This window comes from Candidatus Gullanella endobia (genome assembly GCF_900048035.1).
Classification (GTDB): Bacteria; Pseudomonadota; Gammaproteobacteria; order Enterobacterales; family Enterobacteriaceae; genus Gullanella; species Gullanella endobia.
On sequence record NZ_LN999832.1, the window covers coordinates 301,884 to 320,443 of the forward strand.

Consider the following 18,560-nt stretch of genomic DNA (forward strand, 5'->3'; position numbering starts at 1 on the left):
TTTTATATTAAAGAGCAGCGCGTAGCGCATCACGGATTAACATCTCACAATCAGAATCAGCGTTTTCTACTTTACTAATCATCCGATTTGCTTCCTGTGGTTTATAACCCAATACTACTAGGGCAGCTACTGCTTCATTTTTCGGATTAGTATGCATAGCTTGTATATTAACATCTGTATGGATATTGTTTGTTACCGGTAAAGCAAATAAATCGCTTGCTAAATTTTTAAACTTATCTTTCATTTCAAGTACTAACCGTTCTGCTGTTTTTTTACCAACACCAGGTAATTTTACTATAGTATTAATTTCCTGGAGTTCTACAGCGTGAATAAACTGTTGCGCCGACATTCCAGATAAAATCGCTAGTGCTATCTTTGGTCCAACTCCATTTATTTTAATAAGCTCGCGAAATAGTACCCGCTCTTGCTTATTAATAAAACCAAACAGAAGCTGGATATCTTCACGTACGATAAAATGAGTAAAAATGATCGCTTCTTGTCCATTTTTAGGTAAAGAATAGAAACAGGTCATTGGCATAAAGACCTCATATCCAACCCCATGGGTTTCCAATAATATTTGAGGCGGCTGTTTTTCTATAATGATACCTCTAAGACGTCCGATCATCTTGATATTCCTTATTAATACATACATACTACTTTCAGTATTTTATATTTAATGTAATAAAGGCTAGATAAATATCTAGCCTGAAGATCAAAATACTATCACTTATAGCTAGCGTAGCCTGCCTTTCGCCAGTTGTAATTTGCAACCACTGATTCGAAAAATACTCTGGCTAACGTGACAATGAGTAATAGCAATACCTAACGCATCAGCAGCATCTGCTTGTAAGTTAATTGGCAATGTCAAAAGATTACGCACCATATGCTGCACTTGATATTTTTCTGCTGCACCACTACCTACAACTGTTTTTTTTACTTGCCGTGCCGCATATTCAAAAATTGGTAGATTCAGATTTACTGCTACTACAATAGCGACACCACGAACTTGACCTAACTTTAATGCCGAATCTGCATTCTTAGCCATAAAAATTTGTTCTATCGCTAGGCAATCAGGTTGAAATTGAGTAATAATTTCGCTAACCCCAGCATAAATTAGCTTCAGACGCGTAGGAAAATCTTCTACTTTTGTTTGGATACAGCCACTCCCAAGATAGGTTAGTTTATGTCCTTCCTGTTGTATAATACCGTATCCAGTAATACGTGAACCGGGATCTATACCAAGAATTACAGCCATGCTGTTAGCACCTCTCCATAAAATATGGGAGGAAAATGGTTAATCATAAGTTTTTTTCACCTCATCGAAAATTTTTCCATTATGGTAGACTTCCTGTACGTCATCAGAATCTTCTAGCATGTCAATAAGGCGTAGCAATTTTGGCATAGTTTCAATATCTAAATCGATCCAGGTTAATGGTATTAGTGATATTTTTGATTTTTCTGGTATTAATCCAGCAGATTTCAGTGTATCTCTTACTTTACTGAAAACTTCAGGTATAGTATATACATCAATTGTTCCATCATTATGAGTGATAATATCATCAGCACCGGCTTCAAGTGCTACATTCATGATAGTATCTTCATTTAAACCAGGCGAAAAAGAAATGAATCCTCGTTTAGTGAACAGATATGATACGGAGCCATCCGTACCTAAATTTCCACCAGTTTTAGTAAAAGCGCGGCGTACTTCTGATGCGGTACGATTTCGATTATCGCTTAAGCATTCTACCATGACCGCGGTACCACCTGGTCCATAGCCCTCATAAATGATAGTTTCCATGTTTGTTTCATCATCACTGCCAACACCACGAGAAATAGCGCGGTTTAAAGTATCGCGCGTCATATTGTTAGCTAATGCTTTATCTACCGCTGCTCGCAAACGGGGATTTGAAGTAATATCACCTCCACAAAGACGAGCAGCAGTAACAAGTTCTCGGATAATTTTAGTAAAAATCTTTCCACGCTTTGCATCCTGTTCAGCTTTGCGATGTTTTGTATTAGCCCACTTACTATGACCTGACATATTTTCTCCGAAAAAACCTCTCCTGGCTGGATGAATACAAGCTCTTTAATTGCTTGTTACTTATGTTTACTACAGAATTTGATCAACATGATGTTTTTAAACAACTATAAAACATTAAATAAAGCATTAATTTAATGCTAATGCCTGTTAATAAAGTAACGTAAAATATATTTTTATATATTTCTTTAAGAAATATTTTAGTAAAAATTATATAAATTTTACATTAAATAAAATATAGATAATCTATAAAAGTTAATTACCTTTACATTTAAACCGATTTTTTAGATTTGTTATTAAGTTTATGTTAGTATAAGCTTACTAGTATGAACAATATTAATAATTGATTAATAAGATTTCTAGTTATTCTTAGCTTTTGAATAAGGGGCTATCGCTTATCTACTTTCGGTATACAGAAATCACTAAAGAACTGAAATTAGACATTCACATAGTGTTATGATCAATTATTTTCTATAATTTCACGTCTCTTGTTAAGTGTTGAAATCGATAAATCAGCAAGCATAAAATCATTAATGATGCTTGGTGTTTCGGCCATTATATCTGTTGCTGCAGTAGTTTTTGGAAACGCGATAACATCACGGATATTATTAGTACCAACCAATAACATCACTAGCCGGTCAAGACCAAAAGCTAGACCTGCATGCGGCGGTGTACCATATTTTAACGCATTAAGGAAAAAACTAAATTTCTCCTGCTGTTCCTGTTCATTGATACCTAAAATATCAAATACTTTTTTCTGCATATTACTACAGTGAATACGTACCGAACCTCCACCAATTTCATAACCATTAATTACCATATCATAAGCATCAGCTATTGCCGATCTTGGTGATGCGACAAGTGTTTTAGTATCTATATCTTTTGGTGCAGTAAACGGATGATGCATAGCTACTAAATTACCTTCTCTATTTTCCTCGAACATGGGAAAGTCAACAACCCATAATGGCGCCCAGCGATCTATTAATGTAAGATGCAAATCTAATCCTAATTTTAGACGTAGTGCTCCAAGTGCATTAGTAACAATATTTTTATGATCTCCAATAAAGAAAATGATATCGCCATCTACAGCGCAAGTGCGTATCAAGATCTGTTCAATCAGCTTAGGTTCCATAAATTTTTCTACTGGACTTTTTACTCGTTTTATACCAGAATTGTGCTGGTATACTTTCATGTACATTAATCCTTTAGCACCGTATATTGTAATATATTTATTATATTCATCAATTTGTTTTCGGCTTAATTTAGAACCACCAGGAACGCGTAATGCTGAAACACGACTATGACTGTCATTAGCAGGAATTGAGAGCATCGCGAAATCTACCTTTTTTACCAAATCGGCTACATCTACTATTTCCATTGGATTTCGTAAATCTGGCTTATCAGAACCGAAACGACATATAGCATCAGCATATGTTATTTGAGGGAAAATACCTAAATCAATGCCAATAATCTCACGATACAAATCACGAATAAGTCGTTCCATTATCTCCCTAAGTTGAGCGGCGGTCATAAAAGCAGTCTCAATGTCTATTTGGGTGAACTCTGGTTGACGGTCAGCACGAAGATCTTCATCGCGGAAACATTTAGTAATCTGGTAATAGCGATCAAATCCTGATATCATCAATAATTGCTTAAATAATTGTGGTGACTGTGGCAAAGCATAGAATTTACCTTTATGTATCCGGCTTGGAACAAGATAATCACGTGCACCTTCTGGTGTCGCTTTAGTTAGCATCGGTGTTTCTATGTTAATAAAACCTTCTGTCTCCATGAAATGGCGGATAAAGCTAGAGATGCGTGCGCGTGTTTTTAAGCGATGCACCATAACTGGTCGACGTAAATCGAGATAGCGGAATTTAAGCCGTTTTTCTTCAGAATTATTTTGATTGCTATCGAGAGGTGGAGGATCAGATCGATTAATAATGGAGAGCTCGATAGCTAATACTTCAACAGCACCGGTCACCATATTATTATTAACCTGGTTTTCTGGACGGGCACATACAATACCAGTCACCTTCAAACAAAATTCATTTCGCAACTCAGAAGCACGAGCAAAAATCTCTTGGCGATTAGGATTAAAAAATACTTGAACTAGACCTTCTTGGTCACGCATTTCAATAAAAATCAAGCCACCTAAATCACGACGGTGATTAACCCAACCACACAATGTTACCTCTTGAGAGAGGTATGATAAGTTTAGCTGTCCGCAATATGCAGTACGCATTTAGGATGTCCTTAAAAATTAAATCTATCTATAAGTTGAAATAGATCCACTAGTGTTAACTAATCGCACAGTTATTGAATTCATGAATAGTATTTTATTATTAACTGGTATAAATGTTTATTGTGTTAATCGATATTTTGATGTTTTCATTTTTATTGTAAATAAATTTAAAAATATTACATGTTTATATTATTAGATATCTAAGCTAGTGAAATTAACGTTTCTTTTTATCAGCATGATAAATTTCATATTGACACTGTTACTTAGATGTTTCAAATGTAGAATAATATCATCTAAGTTTATGTTAGATTTAACCGGATAAAATATTAATGTAATAATTCTTAATACATGTACGAATTTATACAGTTTTCCTGTTACTCCAGCGTACTAATTAGATATTTTGTAAACAAATTAACAGAACACACTTTAGCTGATATCAAGTTGTATATTAATATGTAATATGGTTAGCTAACTAAAGATTAAAACAACTGTATTAATATAAAATGCTAAGCAATTACTAACAGAAATCCAACCCATCGTATACACTGATACAGTGATAAAGTACTAAGCTTGAATTTTATTACTGCTTTTGGTGCTGCTTAAAGATATTTGAAGTAAATATGATAAAATTAAATATAATAATAACTTATATCATATATTTTCGACATTATAAATTTTCCATTTTTTTAAATTTCTTTAAATTAATCAAGTATAATAATATTATTTAAGGTATTTTCAATCATTGCTATTAAGATACGTTAGTTAATAGTTTCTATCAGAATTTAATAATTAGATCTAAAGAATCTCTTAATCTTTCTTTCAGTTATCTTTAAGTATTTTAATCCTATTAATCTTATAAATATTTTAACTATATGAAATAAAAATTCATATTTTTACATGTATTATATACTCGAAAAATGGTTTATAGTACGTTTTCTAATTATTACGATTATATAATAAAGTAATTTTTATTTATTGATATACCAATATTAGCCTAAGTACTATTATTTATGTATAATAACTATGATTAAATTTAGGATAAGGAATCTGATTTTTATTAAAACTAGATGTTCGAGTTAACTGTAAGTAATAAATATTTTAGTGGAAAAGCTCTTTTTAATTATTGTTTTTAACAAAATTATAAGATATTAAATAATAACAAATACGTACATTAAATTATTTTTAGATATTTATAATAAAATAAACTTGTAGTTTTTAATATAAAACACTAAAAAATATTAACTAGCACCTTTACTAATTAAAAGGTAAAAATACAAAATATAGAGAAATAAAGTAGAATATATTTAAATTAGTCTGACTTTATCACTATTTCTAAAAATAGAAGTTTTTCAACTAGACTATTTAAATTTTTAGCTAATATAATTTACTGAATAACTACTATACTATTACCTACAGTAGTTGAGGTGTTGTTATTGACTTATTAAGAATAAGTACCATATAAACATTATTGTATTTTATATGCATAAAATATTGATTGCAATATCTGATATTTTCCTTTTTTTTAGAAAAAACTTAAACTATTCTACTTTAAATATATTACTTTATCGATATTTTATATTACTTTATCGATATTTTTATAAGAGAACAAATTTCTCATAAAGATGATTATTTTTAACTATGACCAATTATGATAATCTTTTTTCAAAACCTATAGATAATTTAGGAGATTGGACGTTTAACGATTGCGTTGCTGAAGTTTTTCCTAATATGACTCAACGTTCCATACCAGGATATTCAAATATCATTTCGATAATTGGAATGATGTCTAATCGCTTTGCTCGTCCTGGAACGCAAATATATGATCTTGGTTGTGCCTTAGGAGCTGCGACACAAGTAATGTGTCACACAATCCATCATAATGATTGTCGTATTATTGCAGTAGATAATTCACCGTCGATGATCGAACGTTGTCGACGTCACATCAGTTCGATTCAAACTATGATTCCTACGGAAATTGTTGAAAGCGATATTTGTACGATATCAATCGAAAATGCCTCTCTAGTAGTACTGAATTTTACTATGCAATTTATAAAGCTGGTACATCGACAAACTTTACTTAATCGTATTTATGCTGGACTAAATCTGGGAGGTGCATTAATATTATCTGAAAAATTCAGTTTTGATGATCATTGTATTAACGAGTTATTATTCAATATGCATCATGACTTCAAACTCGCCAATGGATATAGTAAATTAGAAATCAACCAAAAACATAGTATGCTGAAGAATGTAATGCTAACTGATACAATAGAAGTGCATAAGCAACGCTTAACTGAGGCGGGTTTTAACCATATTGAACTTTTTTTTCAGTATTTCAATTTTGGTTCATTAATTGCCATTAAATCAAAGAGCTAATAATGAGTCAATTTAATAATTTTTATCAGCTTATTTCTAATACTCCTCTTAATCATTGGCTTAAGACTTTACCAGAACAGCTTAATAAATGGGAAAAAAACTTTAATAAAAATAAATTAAATCAATGGTTTAATACAATAGAAAAAATACCAATTCTCACTCCAACACGTTTAGATTTGCTTCACGGTGTTAAAGCAGACTGTAATCCGCCACTTTCTACTAATCAAAAGATATGGATCGAATCTCTACTACGCAAGCTTATGCCCTGGCGGAAAGGTCCATTTTCTCTATATGGTATTAATATTGATACTGAATGGCAATCTGATTGGAAATGGAAGCGCGTAACACCGCATATTAAACCACTCATTGGTCGACTTATTTTGGATGTTGGTTGCGGAAGTGGTTATTACCTCTGGCGTATGATTGGCGCTCATGCCAGCTTAGTAATCGGTATTGATCCAATGAAATTATTTTATTGCCAATTTGAATCGATATATAAGTTATTGGGAAATAATCAACGAGTGTATTTTCTTCCATTAAATATTGAACAACTACCAGCATTGAATGCTTTTGACACTGTTTTTTCCATGGGAGTACTTTACCACTGTCGTTTTCCGCTTAACCATTTACTACAACTTAAAAATCAATTGATCAGCGGTGGTGAACTAGTGCTAGAAACGTTACTTATCAAAGACGATAATCTAAAACTCTTAGTACCCTTTAAACGGTATGCTCAGATGAAAAATGTCTATTATATTCCTTCTGCTACTGTATTAATAGATTGGTTAAAAAAGTCTGGTTTTATTAATATACGCCAAGTAGATATATCAACAACTAGCATTGATGAGCAACGACGTACTACATGGATGACTAGCAAATCTTTATCAGATTTCCTTAATCCAGAAGATCCGAATTTAACTGTAGAGAATTATCCAGCACCGTTACGATCGGTTTTTTTAGCAGAAAAACCTTGACATTTTATTATTATTTTTATATCATTAGTACTGATTTAGTTATAAATAGTATTAAAATCTTTAAAAATACTATTAGTTAAATCTAAGATAGATATAATTATTTTTGGTTTTATTAATAATTAGTATAATTTAATTTAATATTTATTGATTTTTTTGCTTTATGAAATAAAGCAATCGGGTTTACATTATTAATCGATTTATTTATCTTTAATTCTCTTTTTGTTCTCATCATTTATAATATTAATGAGATCAGTTTTTCATATAAATTACTATTCTAGTCACTTGACTAGAACAATAACTAAGTAAAATAAAGAGGGCTGCTATCATTAAATAGCCTTTTCTCCTTCCTGTGCTTAAATAGGAATTTGTATCTTTTTACGTATATTAAATCTATCAGTGTATTAAGGCTTTCTAGTGAATATTCATAAGCTTATTTCAGAAAGAATCCATAAAGCACTAATAGCTTCAGGTGCATCTTTAGATTGCGAAGCGCAGGTACGCCAGTCATCGAAACCTCAGTTTGGCGATTATCAAGTTAATGCTATTATGGCGATTTCTAAACAGCTCAATCTACCGCCCCGTAAGTTGGCTGAAATTGTCGTTAGTTTATTAAAGTTAGATGATATCGCTCATAAAATCGAAATTGTAGATCCCGGTTTTATCAATATTTTTCTTAAGCCAAGTTGGTTGGCAAACCAACTTGTTTTAGCCCTTTCTTCTCCGCGATTAGGTATTGAAAGTGTTACGCCACAAACCATTGTAGTAGATTACTCTGCACCAAATATAGCCAAAGAAATGCATGTAGGTCATGTACGTTCAACTATCATCGGCGATGCTTCGGTACGTACTCTTTTATTTTTTGGTCATAATGTTATTCGAGCTAATCATGTTGGTGATTGGGGAACACAATTTGGTATGTTGATTGCTTTTTTAGAAAAAATACAGGATAACAATGAAATAAAAATAGAGTTATCAAATTTAGAAAATTTCTATCGCGATGCTAAAAAATATTATGATGAAGATCCAGAGTTTTCAGAGCGTGCTCGTGATTACGTAGTGAAATTACAGAATGGAGACGAATATTGTCGGTATATGTGGAAAAAACTGGTAGATATAACTATGACACAGAATCAAAAAATTTACGACCGACTTAATGTGACATTAACAAGTGCGGACGTAATGGGAGAAAGCTTGTATAATGAGATGCTACCAGGAATTGTGTCAGATTTAAAAGCAAAGGGGCTAGCGGTAGAGAGTGAAGGTGCAATTGTAGTGTTTCTTGATGAATTTAAAAAAAAAGAAGGTAAACCTATAGGTGTAATCATCCAGAAAAAAGATGGTGCTTTTCTATATACTACAACTGATATCGCCTGTGCTAAATATCGTTATGAAACATTGAAAGCTGATCGAATTATTTACTATATCGATTCACGTCAACATCAGCATTTGATGCAAGCATGGGCTATCGTGCGAAAGGCTGCTTATGTTCCTGTATCAGTTTCACTCGAACATCACATGTTTGGTATGATATTAGGTAAAGATGGTAAACCATTTAAAACACGTTCCGGCAACACAATAAAACTCAATGAACTTCTTAATGAAGCTTTAGAACGTGCACGTCGCCTTGTTTCCAATAAAAATCCTAAAATGGATACTAAAACACTGGAAAGATTATCACAGGTAATAAGTATCGGAGCGATAAAATATGCTGTTTTGTCAAAAAACCGTATTACGGATTACATTTTTGATTGGGATAATATGTTGAGTTTTGAAGGAAACACTGCACCCTATATGCAATATGCCTATACTCGCATCTCTTCAATACTGAAGCGCAGTAACCAAAATAGATACCAGTTTACCAATGATATTTTCCTGGAAAAAGAACAAGAAATTCGACTAGCAGTTCGCTTGTTACAGTTGGAAGAAATCATTACGATTGTAGCACGAGACGGCACACCGCATGTACTCTGTGCTTATCTATATGATTTAGCTGTTTTGTTTTCTACTTTTTATGAACATTGTTCTATTCTTAATGCTGAGAATGTAATATTGCGTCAAAGCCGTCTGAAATTGACACTACTTACAGGACGTACTCTAAAATTCGGTTTAGATCTGCTTGGTATTGAAACTGTGGAAAAGATGTAGCTACTAATATTTAGTATAAAAACGTTCATCTATTATCAGAATCTTAAAGATTTTATAATGTTTATATGATTTAAATATATTACAGTTTTTTAGCATACCTAAATACTAATATATTCCAAGGTGAATTATCTTAGATATATTAGGAGTAATATGTCTACACGGAACGTGAGAAGTGATGTAATCTGAATCCTATCAACCAAAGCGTAGAAAAATAAACTATTCCACCTACTGTAACTACAGTCATAAGCCTCAGAAGCCGCCATGGCATACTACCCTTCGACCAATCAGGCATTATTAGCAGAAATCCGATAAGTGTTACTCCCATAATAATAACTGCTAACAATAACCGAAAGAAAAAATAAAACCATCCGGGTTGTGGTACAAATAGTTTTTTTCGACGTAATTGCCAATATAAAAGCGAAGCGTTGAGACAAGCACCTAGTCCGATAGACAGAGATAAACCTACATGTTTTAGTGAACTAATAAATATCAAGTTCATTAATTGTGTTATAAGAAGTGTAATTATCGCTATATATACAGGTGTTTTGATATCCTGACGAGCATAAAATCCAGGAGCAAGTACTTTTACTAAAATTAAACCAACAAGACCAACTGAATAAGCTATTAGTGCCTGTTGTGTCATTAAAGCGTCAAAAGCTGAAAACTTACCGTATTGAAATAGTGCTACAGTTAATGGATGCGCTAAAATTCCTAGTGCTACAGAGCTAGGAAGTGCTAGAATAAGCGATAGGCGCAATCCCCAATCCAATAAACGGGAATATTCATCGTAATTACTACTGGTAAAGCTATTTGATAAAGAAGGTAACAAAATAGTCCCTATTGCTACACCAAGTACTCCAGAAGGAAATTCCATTAATCGGTCGGCATAATACATCCATGAAACTGAGCCAGAGATAAGAAAAGAGGCAAAAATAGTATTCATGATAATAGAAATTTGAGTAACAGAAACGCCAATAATAGCCGTTCCTATTTGTCGTAATACACGCGAAATACCTGTATCGTGAAGCTGTATTTTTGGTAATATTAACATACCGATTTTTTTTAAATGTGGTAGCTGATAACTAAGTTGCAGAATACCACCGACTACTACACCCCAAGCTAATGCCATAATAGGTGGATGAAACAATGGTGTAGCTATTAGCGTAAAACCTATCATACTAATATTGAGCAAAGTTGGTGAAAATGCTGTTACCGAGAATCGGTTCCATGTATTAAGGATTGCACCTAGTAACGAAGTAAGAGAAATAAACAAAATGTAAGAAAATGTGATGCGTAATAGTGATGTGCTCAGTAAAAATCTCTCCGGTGTATTAGTAAATCCTGGTGCTATTATCATAACAATCCAGGATGCAGATACTGTACCGATTACAGTAACTAATATTAATACCAATGTAAGCAAACCTTCAATATAAGCAATAAATAAACGTGTTTCTAAATATCCTTTCTGACTCTTATATTCTGCAAGAATAGGAACAAATGCTTGTGAAAAAGCCCCTTCAGCAAAGATACGTCGCAATAAATTAGGAATTTTAAAAGCAATGAAAAAAGCATCGCTTGTCATACCGGTACCAAATACCAGCGCGACGATGATATCGCGAGCAAATCCAAAAATACGAGAAAAAAATGTCATTAAGCTAACAGTTACTAGTGATTTCAATAAATTCATTATATTAATTTTTTCTGTTCCATTTTAAAGCTTACCATCTATGTATAAATAGTAAGCAATCCGTAAATAATAACCCTTTGTAAGAGTCCTTAATCTACCTTACCAAAAATTTTTATTGTTTATTATAATATATAGATCCTAATATCTATATATGAAGATCATAGTATTTTGTTCTATCAATTGCTTTTTAGCACAAACATACCAATAGTATTAGTGATATCTATATACTTATTTTTATTATTTTTAATATCACGCTATACTAAAGAACAAATTTGATTATTAATTACTATGTACTACTTTTATTACTCTTAATTAAATTTGTTTCTATTATAAATAGAACTATTGTTTTATTTACTGTATAGTAACTAGTAATCTATGGTTTTTAACTGTTTATTATCTCTTTATATATATTAATTATTATTTATCTAATCATCGATTGTAATGTATTAAAAATATCATAAAATATACCTATAGTTTATATAGGGAAAGATAATTTATTATCTGATTCTATCTAATAGTGTATAATTATTACAATAAACTAGATTTTTATCTTGTTATAATTAGTGTTTGTTTTTTTAATATTTTTAAATTTTAATTATCTATATTATTTATTAAAATAATGATTAAATTTAATTTAATTTATTAAAATATAATAATACTTTTATAAAATTTTTAATAAATTGCATGAACCATTATATGGTATATATATTATTTATTAATATAATGTTCTATTATATTTTATATAGGTTTAATAACTAAATAATTTATTGATAATCAAGTTAAAATATGCTATTTATTAGTATAAATCTCTATTGCTTTAATTAATTTTTATTCCTAATTCTATCTTTGCTAATTTTTAAATAAAATTAATTTAATTCTAGTTTATAACGATAACATCAAATATAAAATATCTTGATGAGTTTAATTTAATTTCAACTATATGATTTTTAAAAATCATTTTTTATCTTTATGTACTGATTTTTATATCAAATTATTCTTGACTGAAAAAGAGAAAATTAAGATAATAAATATCTGCTCATTTAAAATTAATGAGAGTAATGAAACTGGTGAGGTGTCCGAGTGGCTGAAGGAGCACGCTTGGAAAGTGTGTATATGCGAAAGCATATCGAGGGTTCGAATCCCTTCCTCACCGTTATAATTTAATAAAAATTTTATTAATATCTAGGGTTTTTCATATCATAGTCGCACTATTAGTTAGTGTTCCATTGAATCCTTTTTAAAAAAGTATTGATATTTTGCTACGTGGTAAATCATATTTCTATGTATTACTACTAATAAACTTGAAATCTTTTATAAACTATAATTAGAAAATATTTGTTTTTTATTAATCATTAATTTTTGTATTTTTTCTCAATATTGGTAAATAATAACAACTATATTTGAAATTATATTACTTATATATAGGAAAACATAAGTAATTTTAAGCTTTAATAATTATTAAATATAAAATATTTATGTATATTTATATAATATATTTTTGTTATTTGTTTTTTATACTTCTATAGTTATATAGTATATTTTTTAATTTATATATGTAATAAAGAACATAATTAAATTATATTTAAATTACAAATAATAATTTAGATAAATTAAACAATTTTGACAATTAGAACCCAATTCTTTATGTAATTGTATTACATTAAAGTACTATATAATAGTATAAATTTACTATTTAATTGTAACTATCTCGTGCTGTAGATAATTAAGTTGATGTATTTTTATTTGTTCTGCAATGTGCAGATAGAATCTAATCTACTTTTAGGCTTAAAAGATATAAATTTGATAAATATTAGTTAATACTAAAAAATTATATTTTATAGACATAAAGATAACTTATTCATATAATGTTTACATATTAGAAATACTACAATAATTAATTGTAAGATTGAACAAAATCTATGCAAATTTATGGTATTTAAAATACCAATAATATCTTTAAGTATAAAATATTTACTAGTGTTATTTTATAATAAAGCGAATAGATGTTTAAGTTTCCTTTATTTAATACCAATATTTAATACCAATTAAGCTAACTTTTTAATATGTTTCATTTATATTATATTTAAAAATAATTAAATTCTTTATTATTTATGAATAAATAAGAACTATTTATTATTACAATAAAATTAAACAATTTATGATAAATAATAAGTTTTACTAACACTATATACAATATTTCTCTAATATCTTATCAGTAAATTTTAATATAAAATATTATTTTATTAATGAACAAAAATAAAAATTAGTAAAAATTAGATAATTTACATATCATTTATTTTTTTAATCTGATGTTTATTAATTCATTAAAAAATAATTGAAAAATTCAATATAACATCACTTTAAATTATTTTTAATACTCATAATAAAGATAAATTTTTACGAAAAATATTTAAGAAAATTAACTCAACTAAACTAAAATTAATAGTTTTTCTATTATGAATAGATATCAACAATATCCTAATTATCATTTTCATGATAAATAAAATTCTAAAATAGAAGTATAATAGATCGCTGTTTTGTAAAAATAGCGCGGAATATAATTTCCACATATTAACTAATAATAAATATTAATTCTTACACTGAATATTAGCTGATAATAATATAAGTATTAATAAAAAATAATATTGTAAATAGCTTGATTATTAATTAGAAAAATAAGAAATAAAACTATCTATATAATATATTCACAATTTATGATAGATATTTATTAATTATTAAATTGCATAAAAATGAAAAATTATTTAGTCATAAAAGCTTTCTTAAGCTACCTTATAAAGTCTATATAACAATTTTTTAATGCATTTAAATAAGAAAATAAAGGGAATGTTTAAGTATTGCTGTTTAATATTTAAAACTATATTAGTTATTATATTGATAATATATAATAGATCAAAATAAAATGGAATAGAATAAATTTTAGCTTAAAAATATTTAAATCTTAATAAGATATAATCTACATATTAGATTAGCTACGTATAATTTATAAATTAAGATTTAATCAATAACTAATAAATACTATTTAGGATAAATTGATAATTATTTTAATTATAATATTTATTATAATTTTTTAAAAAATAATATCTCTTTAACCTATGCTATTATAGGGATTCTTATAAATTATAGATATAGCCTTCGTAAGCTGAAATTACTATAGATCATAATAAAGTAAGAGATAAAAGATATTAGAAAAAAATAAAGAAATAGATTTGAAATAAATTTTTATCTAATTGTAATAAACTCAGATTATAAAATCAAAACGACAATTTATTCATCAATGCTATTAATCTAATAGAAACGAAGTACTACTATTATAGTAATAATTATTGTTAATAGAACTTAATAAATTCTATAGCTTTTATATCATAAAACCATTAGTATCAATGCAACCATTTTATGGTATATATCTTTTGTTCTAGGAATTAAATCAAATTAAATCATAGCATAAGAAAAATAGGAATAAAATTTATATTTAATATAAAATAATCTAATAAACAATAGTATGTATATTTTAAGAATCGAGTAGAATCTTTATAGAAACTTTGCTAGTTTTTTTATAATTATATATCATTAAAATCTATAATATTAAATAATTTTCAAAATCAAAGATAAATATTTCGACTGCTATTGATTTTAGTTCTTTTAATTGATATAGTTGTATTAGTAATGAGATAAAAAAATTTAATCAGTAATTAATAAAAACAGCATTCATATATTATATAAATGATTAGTAATATCTCTATTATATTTACCTTATAAATATAAATAATAAGATCATAAATTCAACTAAATGTAAAATCTTTCAGTTTTAATTTAAAATTATATTAAATGATATCTTATAATAAGTCAAAATTTTAATTATCATTCATGCTAAACAGTTTGCTCTTTATTGAAAAGAGAAACTTGAATAAAAATAAAATAGTATATAATATTTGTTTGTTTTTATTTTATACCGAAATACTATTAGTATTTCGGTATTTGTATAAATAAAAGAACAAAAATATAATCTATTAGAAATAATATATTTTATTTTCTTAGGTAAATTATATAATATTTCTCATTAAATATTAATAAATTGAAATTAGTTAATAACAGATCTTTATAATTTAAATTATACTTAATTTATAGTAAATTAAAAACTCAATAAGAAAACAAATTTCTTTATATTTTATTAAGATCTTTAATAATCTTTATTATCTATAATCTTATTATTATGTTTATATCAACTATTAACATTAGTTTATTTATAAATAAAAGAAATAATTATATAATTAATGCTATATTGAATTTATTCCATTATCTTTTCTGCTTATTTATTTTATTATACAGTTGCTTGAACGATGCAGACTATTACTGAAAAAATATTTCTATAAAAATCCGATAATTTTGCTTAGTTATCAGATTTTTATAGAAATATTTTTTAAACTAATAACTAATATAAACAATGTAGAAGATTATTCTAAAATAGCGTGCTGCACGCTATAAATTATATTATAGTACTCAAAACTCTAGTTATTTATAATGGGATGCAATTCTGATTACTAGTTTATATACTAATATAAAATTTGTTATCGATTCCAACTAGAGTCTTTAATATCTTTCTAGTAGAAATACTAGAAAGATAGTAGAACATCACAGATGTATTATATATTATTATATTATAATTATTTATTACTAGTATAAGAAAAATTGAGATCTAGTCTGTATATTTCAGACTAGAACAGTAATAAATATTTAATTTAAAAAAATAACATTCAAAAGCAGACTACTAATATTTCATTATTAGTATAGAGAATAAGGTTAATATGCATGGACTAAACTATTATTTAACTTATTCAGATTAATGTCGAAGTATCATTCTATATGGTTTTCGTAAATATTCATTCAAGACCTGCTTGATGCAAATCATGCATATTAATAGCTCCAATCAAATTACCTTTAAGATTAATTACCGGTGCAGAGGTAATTTTCTGCTGATGCATTGCTTCTAGCGCAGCGCTAGCGCGCCAATCTGGCAGAAAACGATAGCCAGGAATAGTCATCGCTTCAATAATTGGTGCAGTTAATTCTAGTCCTTTTACCAACCATCGGCGGAGATCACCATCGGTAAATACACCAATTACGCAGTCTGTAGGACTACAAACTGCTGTAAGCCCAAGTCCAGTTCGGCTAAGCTCGAACATTGCATCCATTACTGTCCCATTAATTGTAATACGAGGAATCTGATTACCACGGCGCATCACATGATATACACGATTAAGTAATTTAATACCAAGATTACCGGCAGGATGAGAACGAGCGAATTGCTCGGGTCCAAAGCCACGCTGTCGCATTAATGTCATCGTCAACGCATCGCCCATCATCAGTGTATTCACTGCACTAGATGTTGGTACTAACCCCATTGGGCAGGCTTCACGTTCAACACAAATATTAAGAACACAAGAGGCAGCTTTAGCTAGCGGTGAAGACAAATTACCAGTTAGTGCAATTACTGGGATTTGACTCTCTCCAAGTAATGGTAAAAGTATATCTAGTTCACGTGCATGACCAGAATAGGAGATAAATACTACCACATCATGAGTATCAATCATACCTAAATCCCCATGCAACGCTTCTGTCGGATGAACAAAAAACGCTGGTGTACCAGTACTAGCTAGCGATGCAGCAATTTTTTTACCGATATGACCTGATTTTCCAATACCGGCGACAATCACTTTCCCTTTGCAAGCTAATATTAAATAACATGCAGTAGCAATACTGCCATCTAGACGATCTCGCATCCGATGCGCTTCACTAATTTCAATATCTAATGTTTCACGTGCAAAGGATAGTAACTCTTCATTATTCATCTTTATTACTCATTTTTATAATCCATTACATTGACATTAATATTTCTATTAAGACTCTCTATAGAGAGTCTTAATAGAAATTTTGCTATCTTATTTCAAAATGTAAACCATATGAAATGTAAAAACATTAATATCTTATGTCAAAATTTTTAAAATCTAATAGTATAAACATACTATTACTTTAAATAGAGTAATTCTATGAAAATTTTAAATAGATAATAGCAGAAATGATATTAAAAATACTTAATATGATTTTTAATTTGATTGCTAATGATAAGGTTGTTTAATATGCCTGTTTTTAAATTAACTTATTACGCATTTCATTTCGACTTTAAAATGCTAACATAATTAAATTACCTAAAAATAAAATATAAAATTATAGTTAGTAACTAATACAATATATCCAAATCAGTTAAAATTATGATAATGTCTAATTTAAATATTACATATCTTAAAAATCCGTTAGCAATCTGGTTTAGTAAAATAAATATAATTAAAAGATTAAATTAATTTTCTTTTTCCTTATCAAGATTTTTATATATGTTTAGAGGTAAAATATTAAAGTCGATACTTACTACTGCAGTATAGTAAACTTATTATCGATCATTATCATAATGCTAATATTATTAGGTTATTAGTTAAATCTCTTATAAATTATCTTACCATTTAATTATATCATAATGATATACTACTTAATAGTATAATACTTCATATTAAAGAGCAAATTAAATTACTTCAATATTAATTGAGATAAAAATTTAAATAACGTTAAATAGATAATTAAATTTTTTTAATTAATAATTATTAATTAATACTTATTAATATAATATAAACCACTATTAGCTTAATACAGATTGAAGTATTAATAGATAATTTCGTTATAAATTTATATATTTATGATATTATAAATATCAATCATAATTTCAGTATATATATTTATAATATTAACAATAAGTTTTATAAAAAAATACTAAAAGCTAAAATATCAATTTTATTTTAAAATTCTTGATTATAAGACAATATGATATATCGATTTAAGCAAGAAACAAATTTATATAACTAACTCAATGCGAAGATATATATCAAATTATTTATATAATAGATATTACAAAAATGACCAACTAAAATTTCTAGAATTCTATTAGAAATAAAACATAATAGCGAAGTTCACAAGAACATATACTGATAGTTATATTTAATATCTTAAGCAAACCTAAAATTTTTTGTC

At 28.1% G+C, this 18,560-nt stretch carries 9 protein-coding genes and 1 tRNA gene; 4 read left to right on the forward strand and 6 right to left on the reverse strand.

The features are described 5' to 3' along the window. Positions 1-7: 7 nt before the first annotated feature. From ruvA to aspS, 4 genes are all read right to left on the reverse strand, one after another. Positions 8-625 carry a Holliday junction branch migration protein RuvA gene (gene ruvA, locus FVIR_RS00805; RefSeq protein WP_067497720.1) on the reverse strand — a complete coding sequence of 206 codons (618 nt, stop codon included), beginning with the start codon at positions 623-625 and terminating at the stop codon, positions 8-10. A gap of 108 nt (positions 626-733) precedes the next feature. Further along, entirely contained in the window at positions 734-1,255 is a 522-nt protein-coding gene (gene ruvC / locus FVIR_RS00810; RefSeq protein ID WP_067497723.1) for a crossover junction endodeoxyribonuclease RuvC, read from the reverse strand. 39 nt (positions 1,256-1,294) lie between these two features. After that, the gene (locus tag FVIR_RS00815) at positions 1,295-2,041 is read right to left on the reverse strand and encodes a YebC/PmpR family DNA-binding transcriptional regulator (protein ID WP_067497726.1); all 747 of its coding nucleotides are present in this window, start codon (positions 2,039-2,041) and stop codon (positions 1,295-1,297) included. A gap of 457 nt (positions 2,042-2,498) precedes the next feature. Next, positions 2,499-4,283 carry an aspartate--tRNA ligase gene (aspS, locus tag FVIR_RS00820; RefSeq protein ID WP_067497728.1) on the reverse strand — a complete coding sequence of 595 codons (1,785 nt, stop codon included), beginning with the start codon at positions 4,281-4,283 and terminating at the stop codon, positions 2,499-2,501. A gap of 1,638 nt (positions 4,284-5,921) precedes the next feature. Here aspS and cmoA point away from each other — a divergent pair. The 3 genes from cmoA to argS all read left to right on the forward strand — a co-directional run bounded on the left by cmoA (position 5,922) and on the right by argS (position 9,778). Next, positions 5,922-6,659: a carboxy-S-adenosyl-L-methionine synthase CmoA gene (cmoA, locus tag FVIR_RS00825; RefSeq protein WP_067497732.1), complete on the forward strand. Its 738-nt coding sequence runs from the start codon at positions 5,922-5,924 to the stop codon at positions 6,657-6,659. 2 nt (positions 6,660-6,661) lie between these two features. After that, positions 6,662-7,633 (forward strand): tRNA 5-methoxyuridine(34)/uridine 5-oxyacetic acid(34) synthase CmoB, encoded by a 972-nt coding sequence (cmoB, locus tag FVIR_RS00830; protein ID WP_067497735.1) that lies wholly within the window; start codon positions 6,662-6,664, stop codon positions 7,631-7,633. A gap of 414 nt (positions 7,634-8,047) precedes the next feature. After that, positions 8,048-9,778, forward strand: coding sequence for an arginine--tRNA ligase (gene argS / locus FVIR_RS00835; protein ID WP_067497738.1), 1,731 nt, complete (start codon positions 8,048-8,050; stop codon positions 9,776-9,778). 154 nt (positions 9,779-9,932) lie between these two features. Here the strand turns inward: argS and murJ are convergent, their stop codons facing one another. Continuing rightward, positions 9,933-11,465: a murein biosynthesis integral membrane protein MurJ gene (gene murJ / locus FVIR_RS00840; RefSeq protein ID WP_067497741.1), complete on the reverse strand. Its 1,533-nt coding sequence runs from the start codon at positions 11,463-11,465 to the stop codon at positions 9,933-9,935. A 1,066-nt stretch (positions 11,466-12,531) separates the two neighbouring features. Here murJ and FVIR_RS00845 point away from each other — a divergent pair. Continuing rightward, a tRNA-Ser gene (locus FVIR_RS00845) sits at positions 12,532-12,618 on the forward strand. Positions 12,619-16,363: 3,745 nt separating this feature from the next. On the opposite strand, the gene gutQ is transcribed toward FVIR_RS00845, so the two are convergent. Then, positions 16,364-17,332, reverse strand: coding sequence for an arabinose-5-phosphate isomerase GutQ (gutQ, locus tag FVIR_RS00850; protein WP_067497744.1), 969 nt, complete (start codon positions 17,330-17,332; stop codon positions 16,364-16,366). Between the last annotated feature and the right edge of the window lie 1,228 nt (positions 17,333-18,560).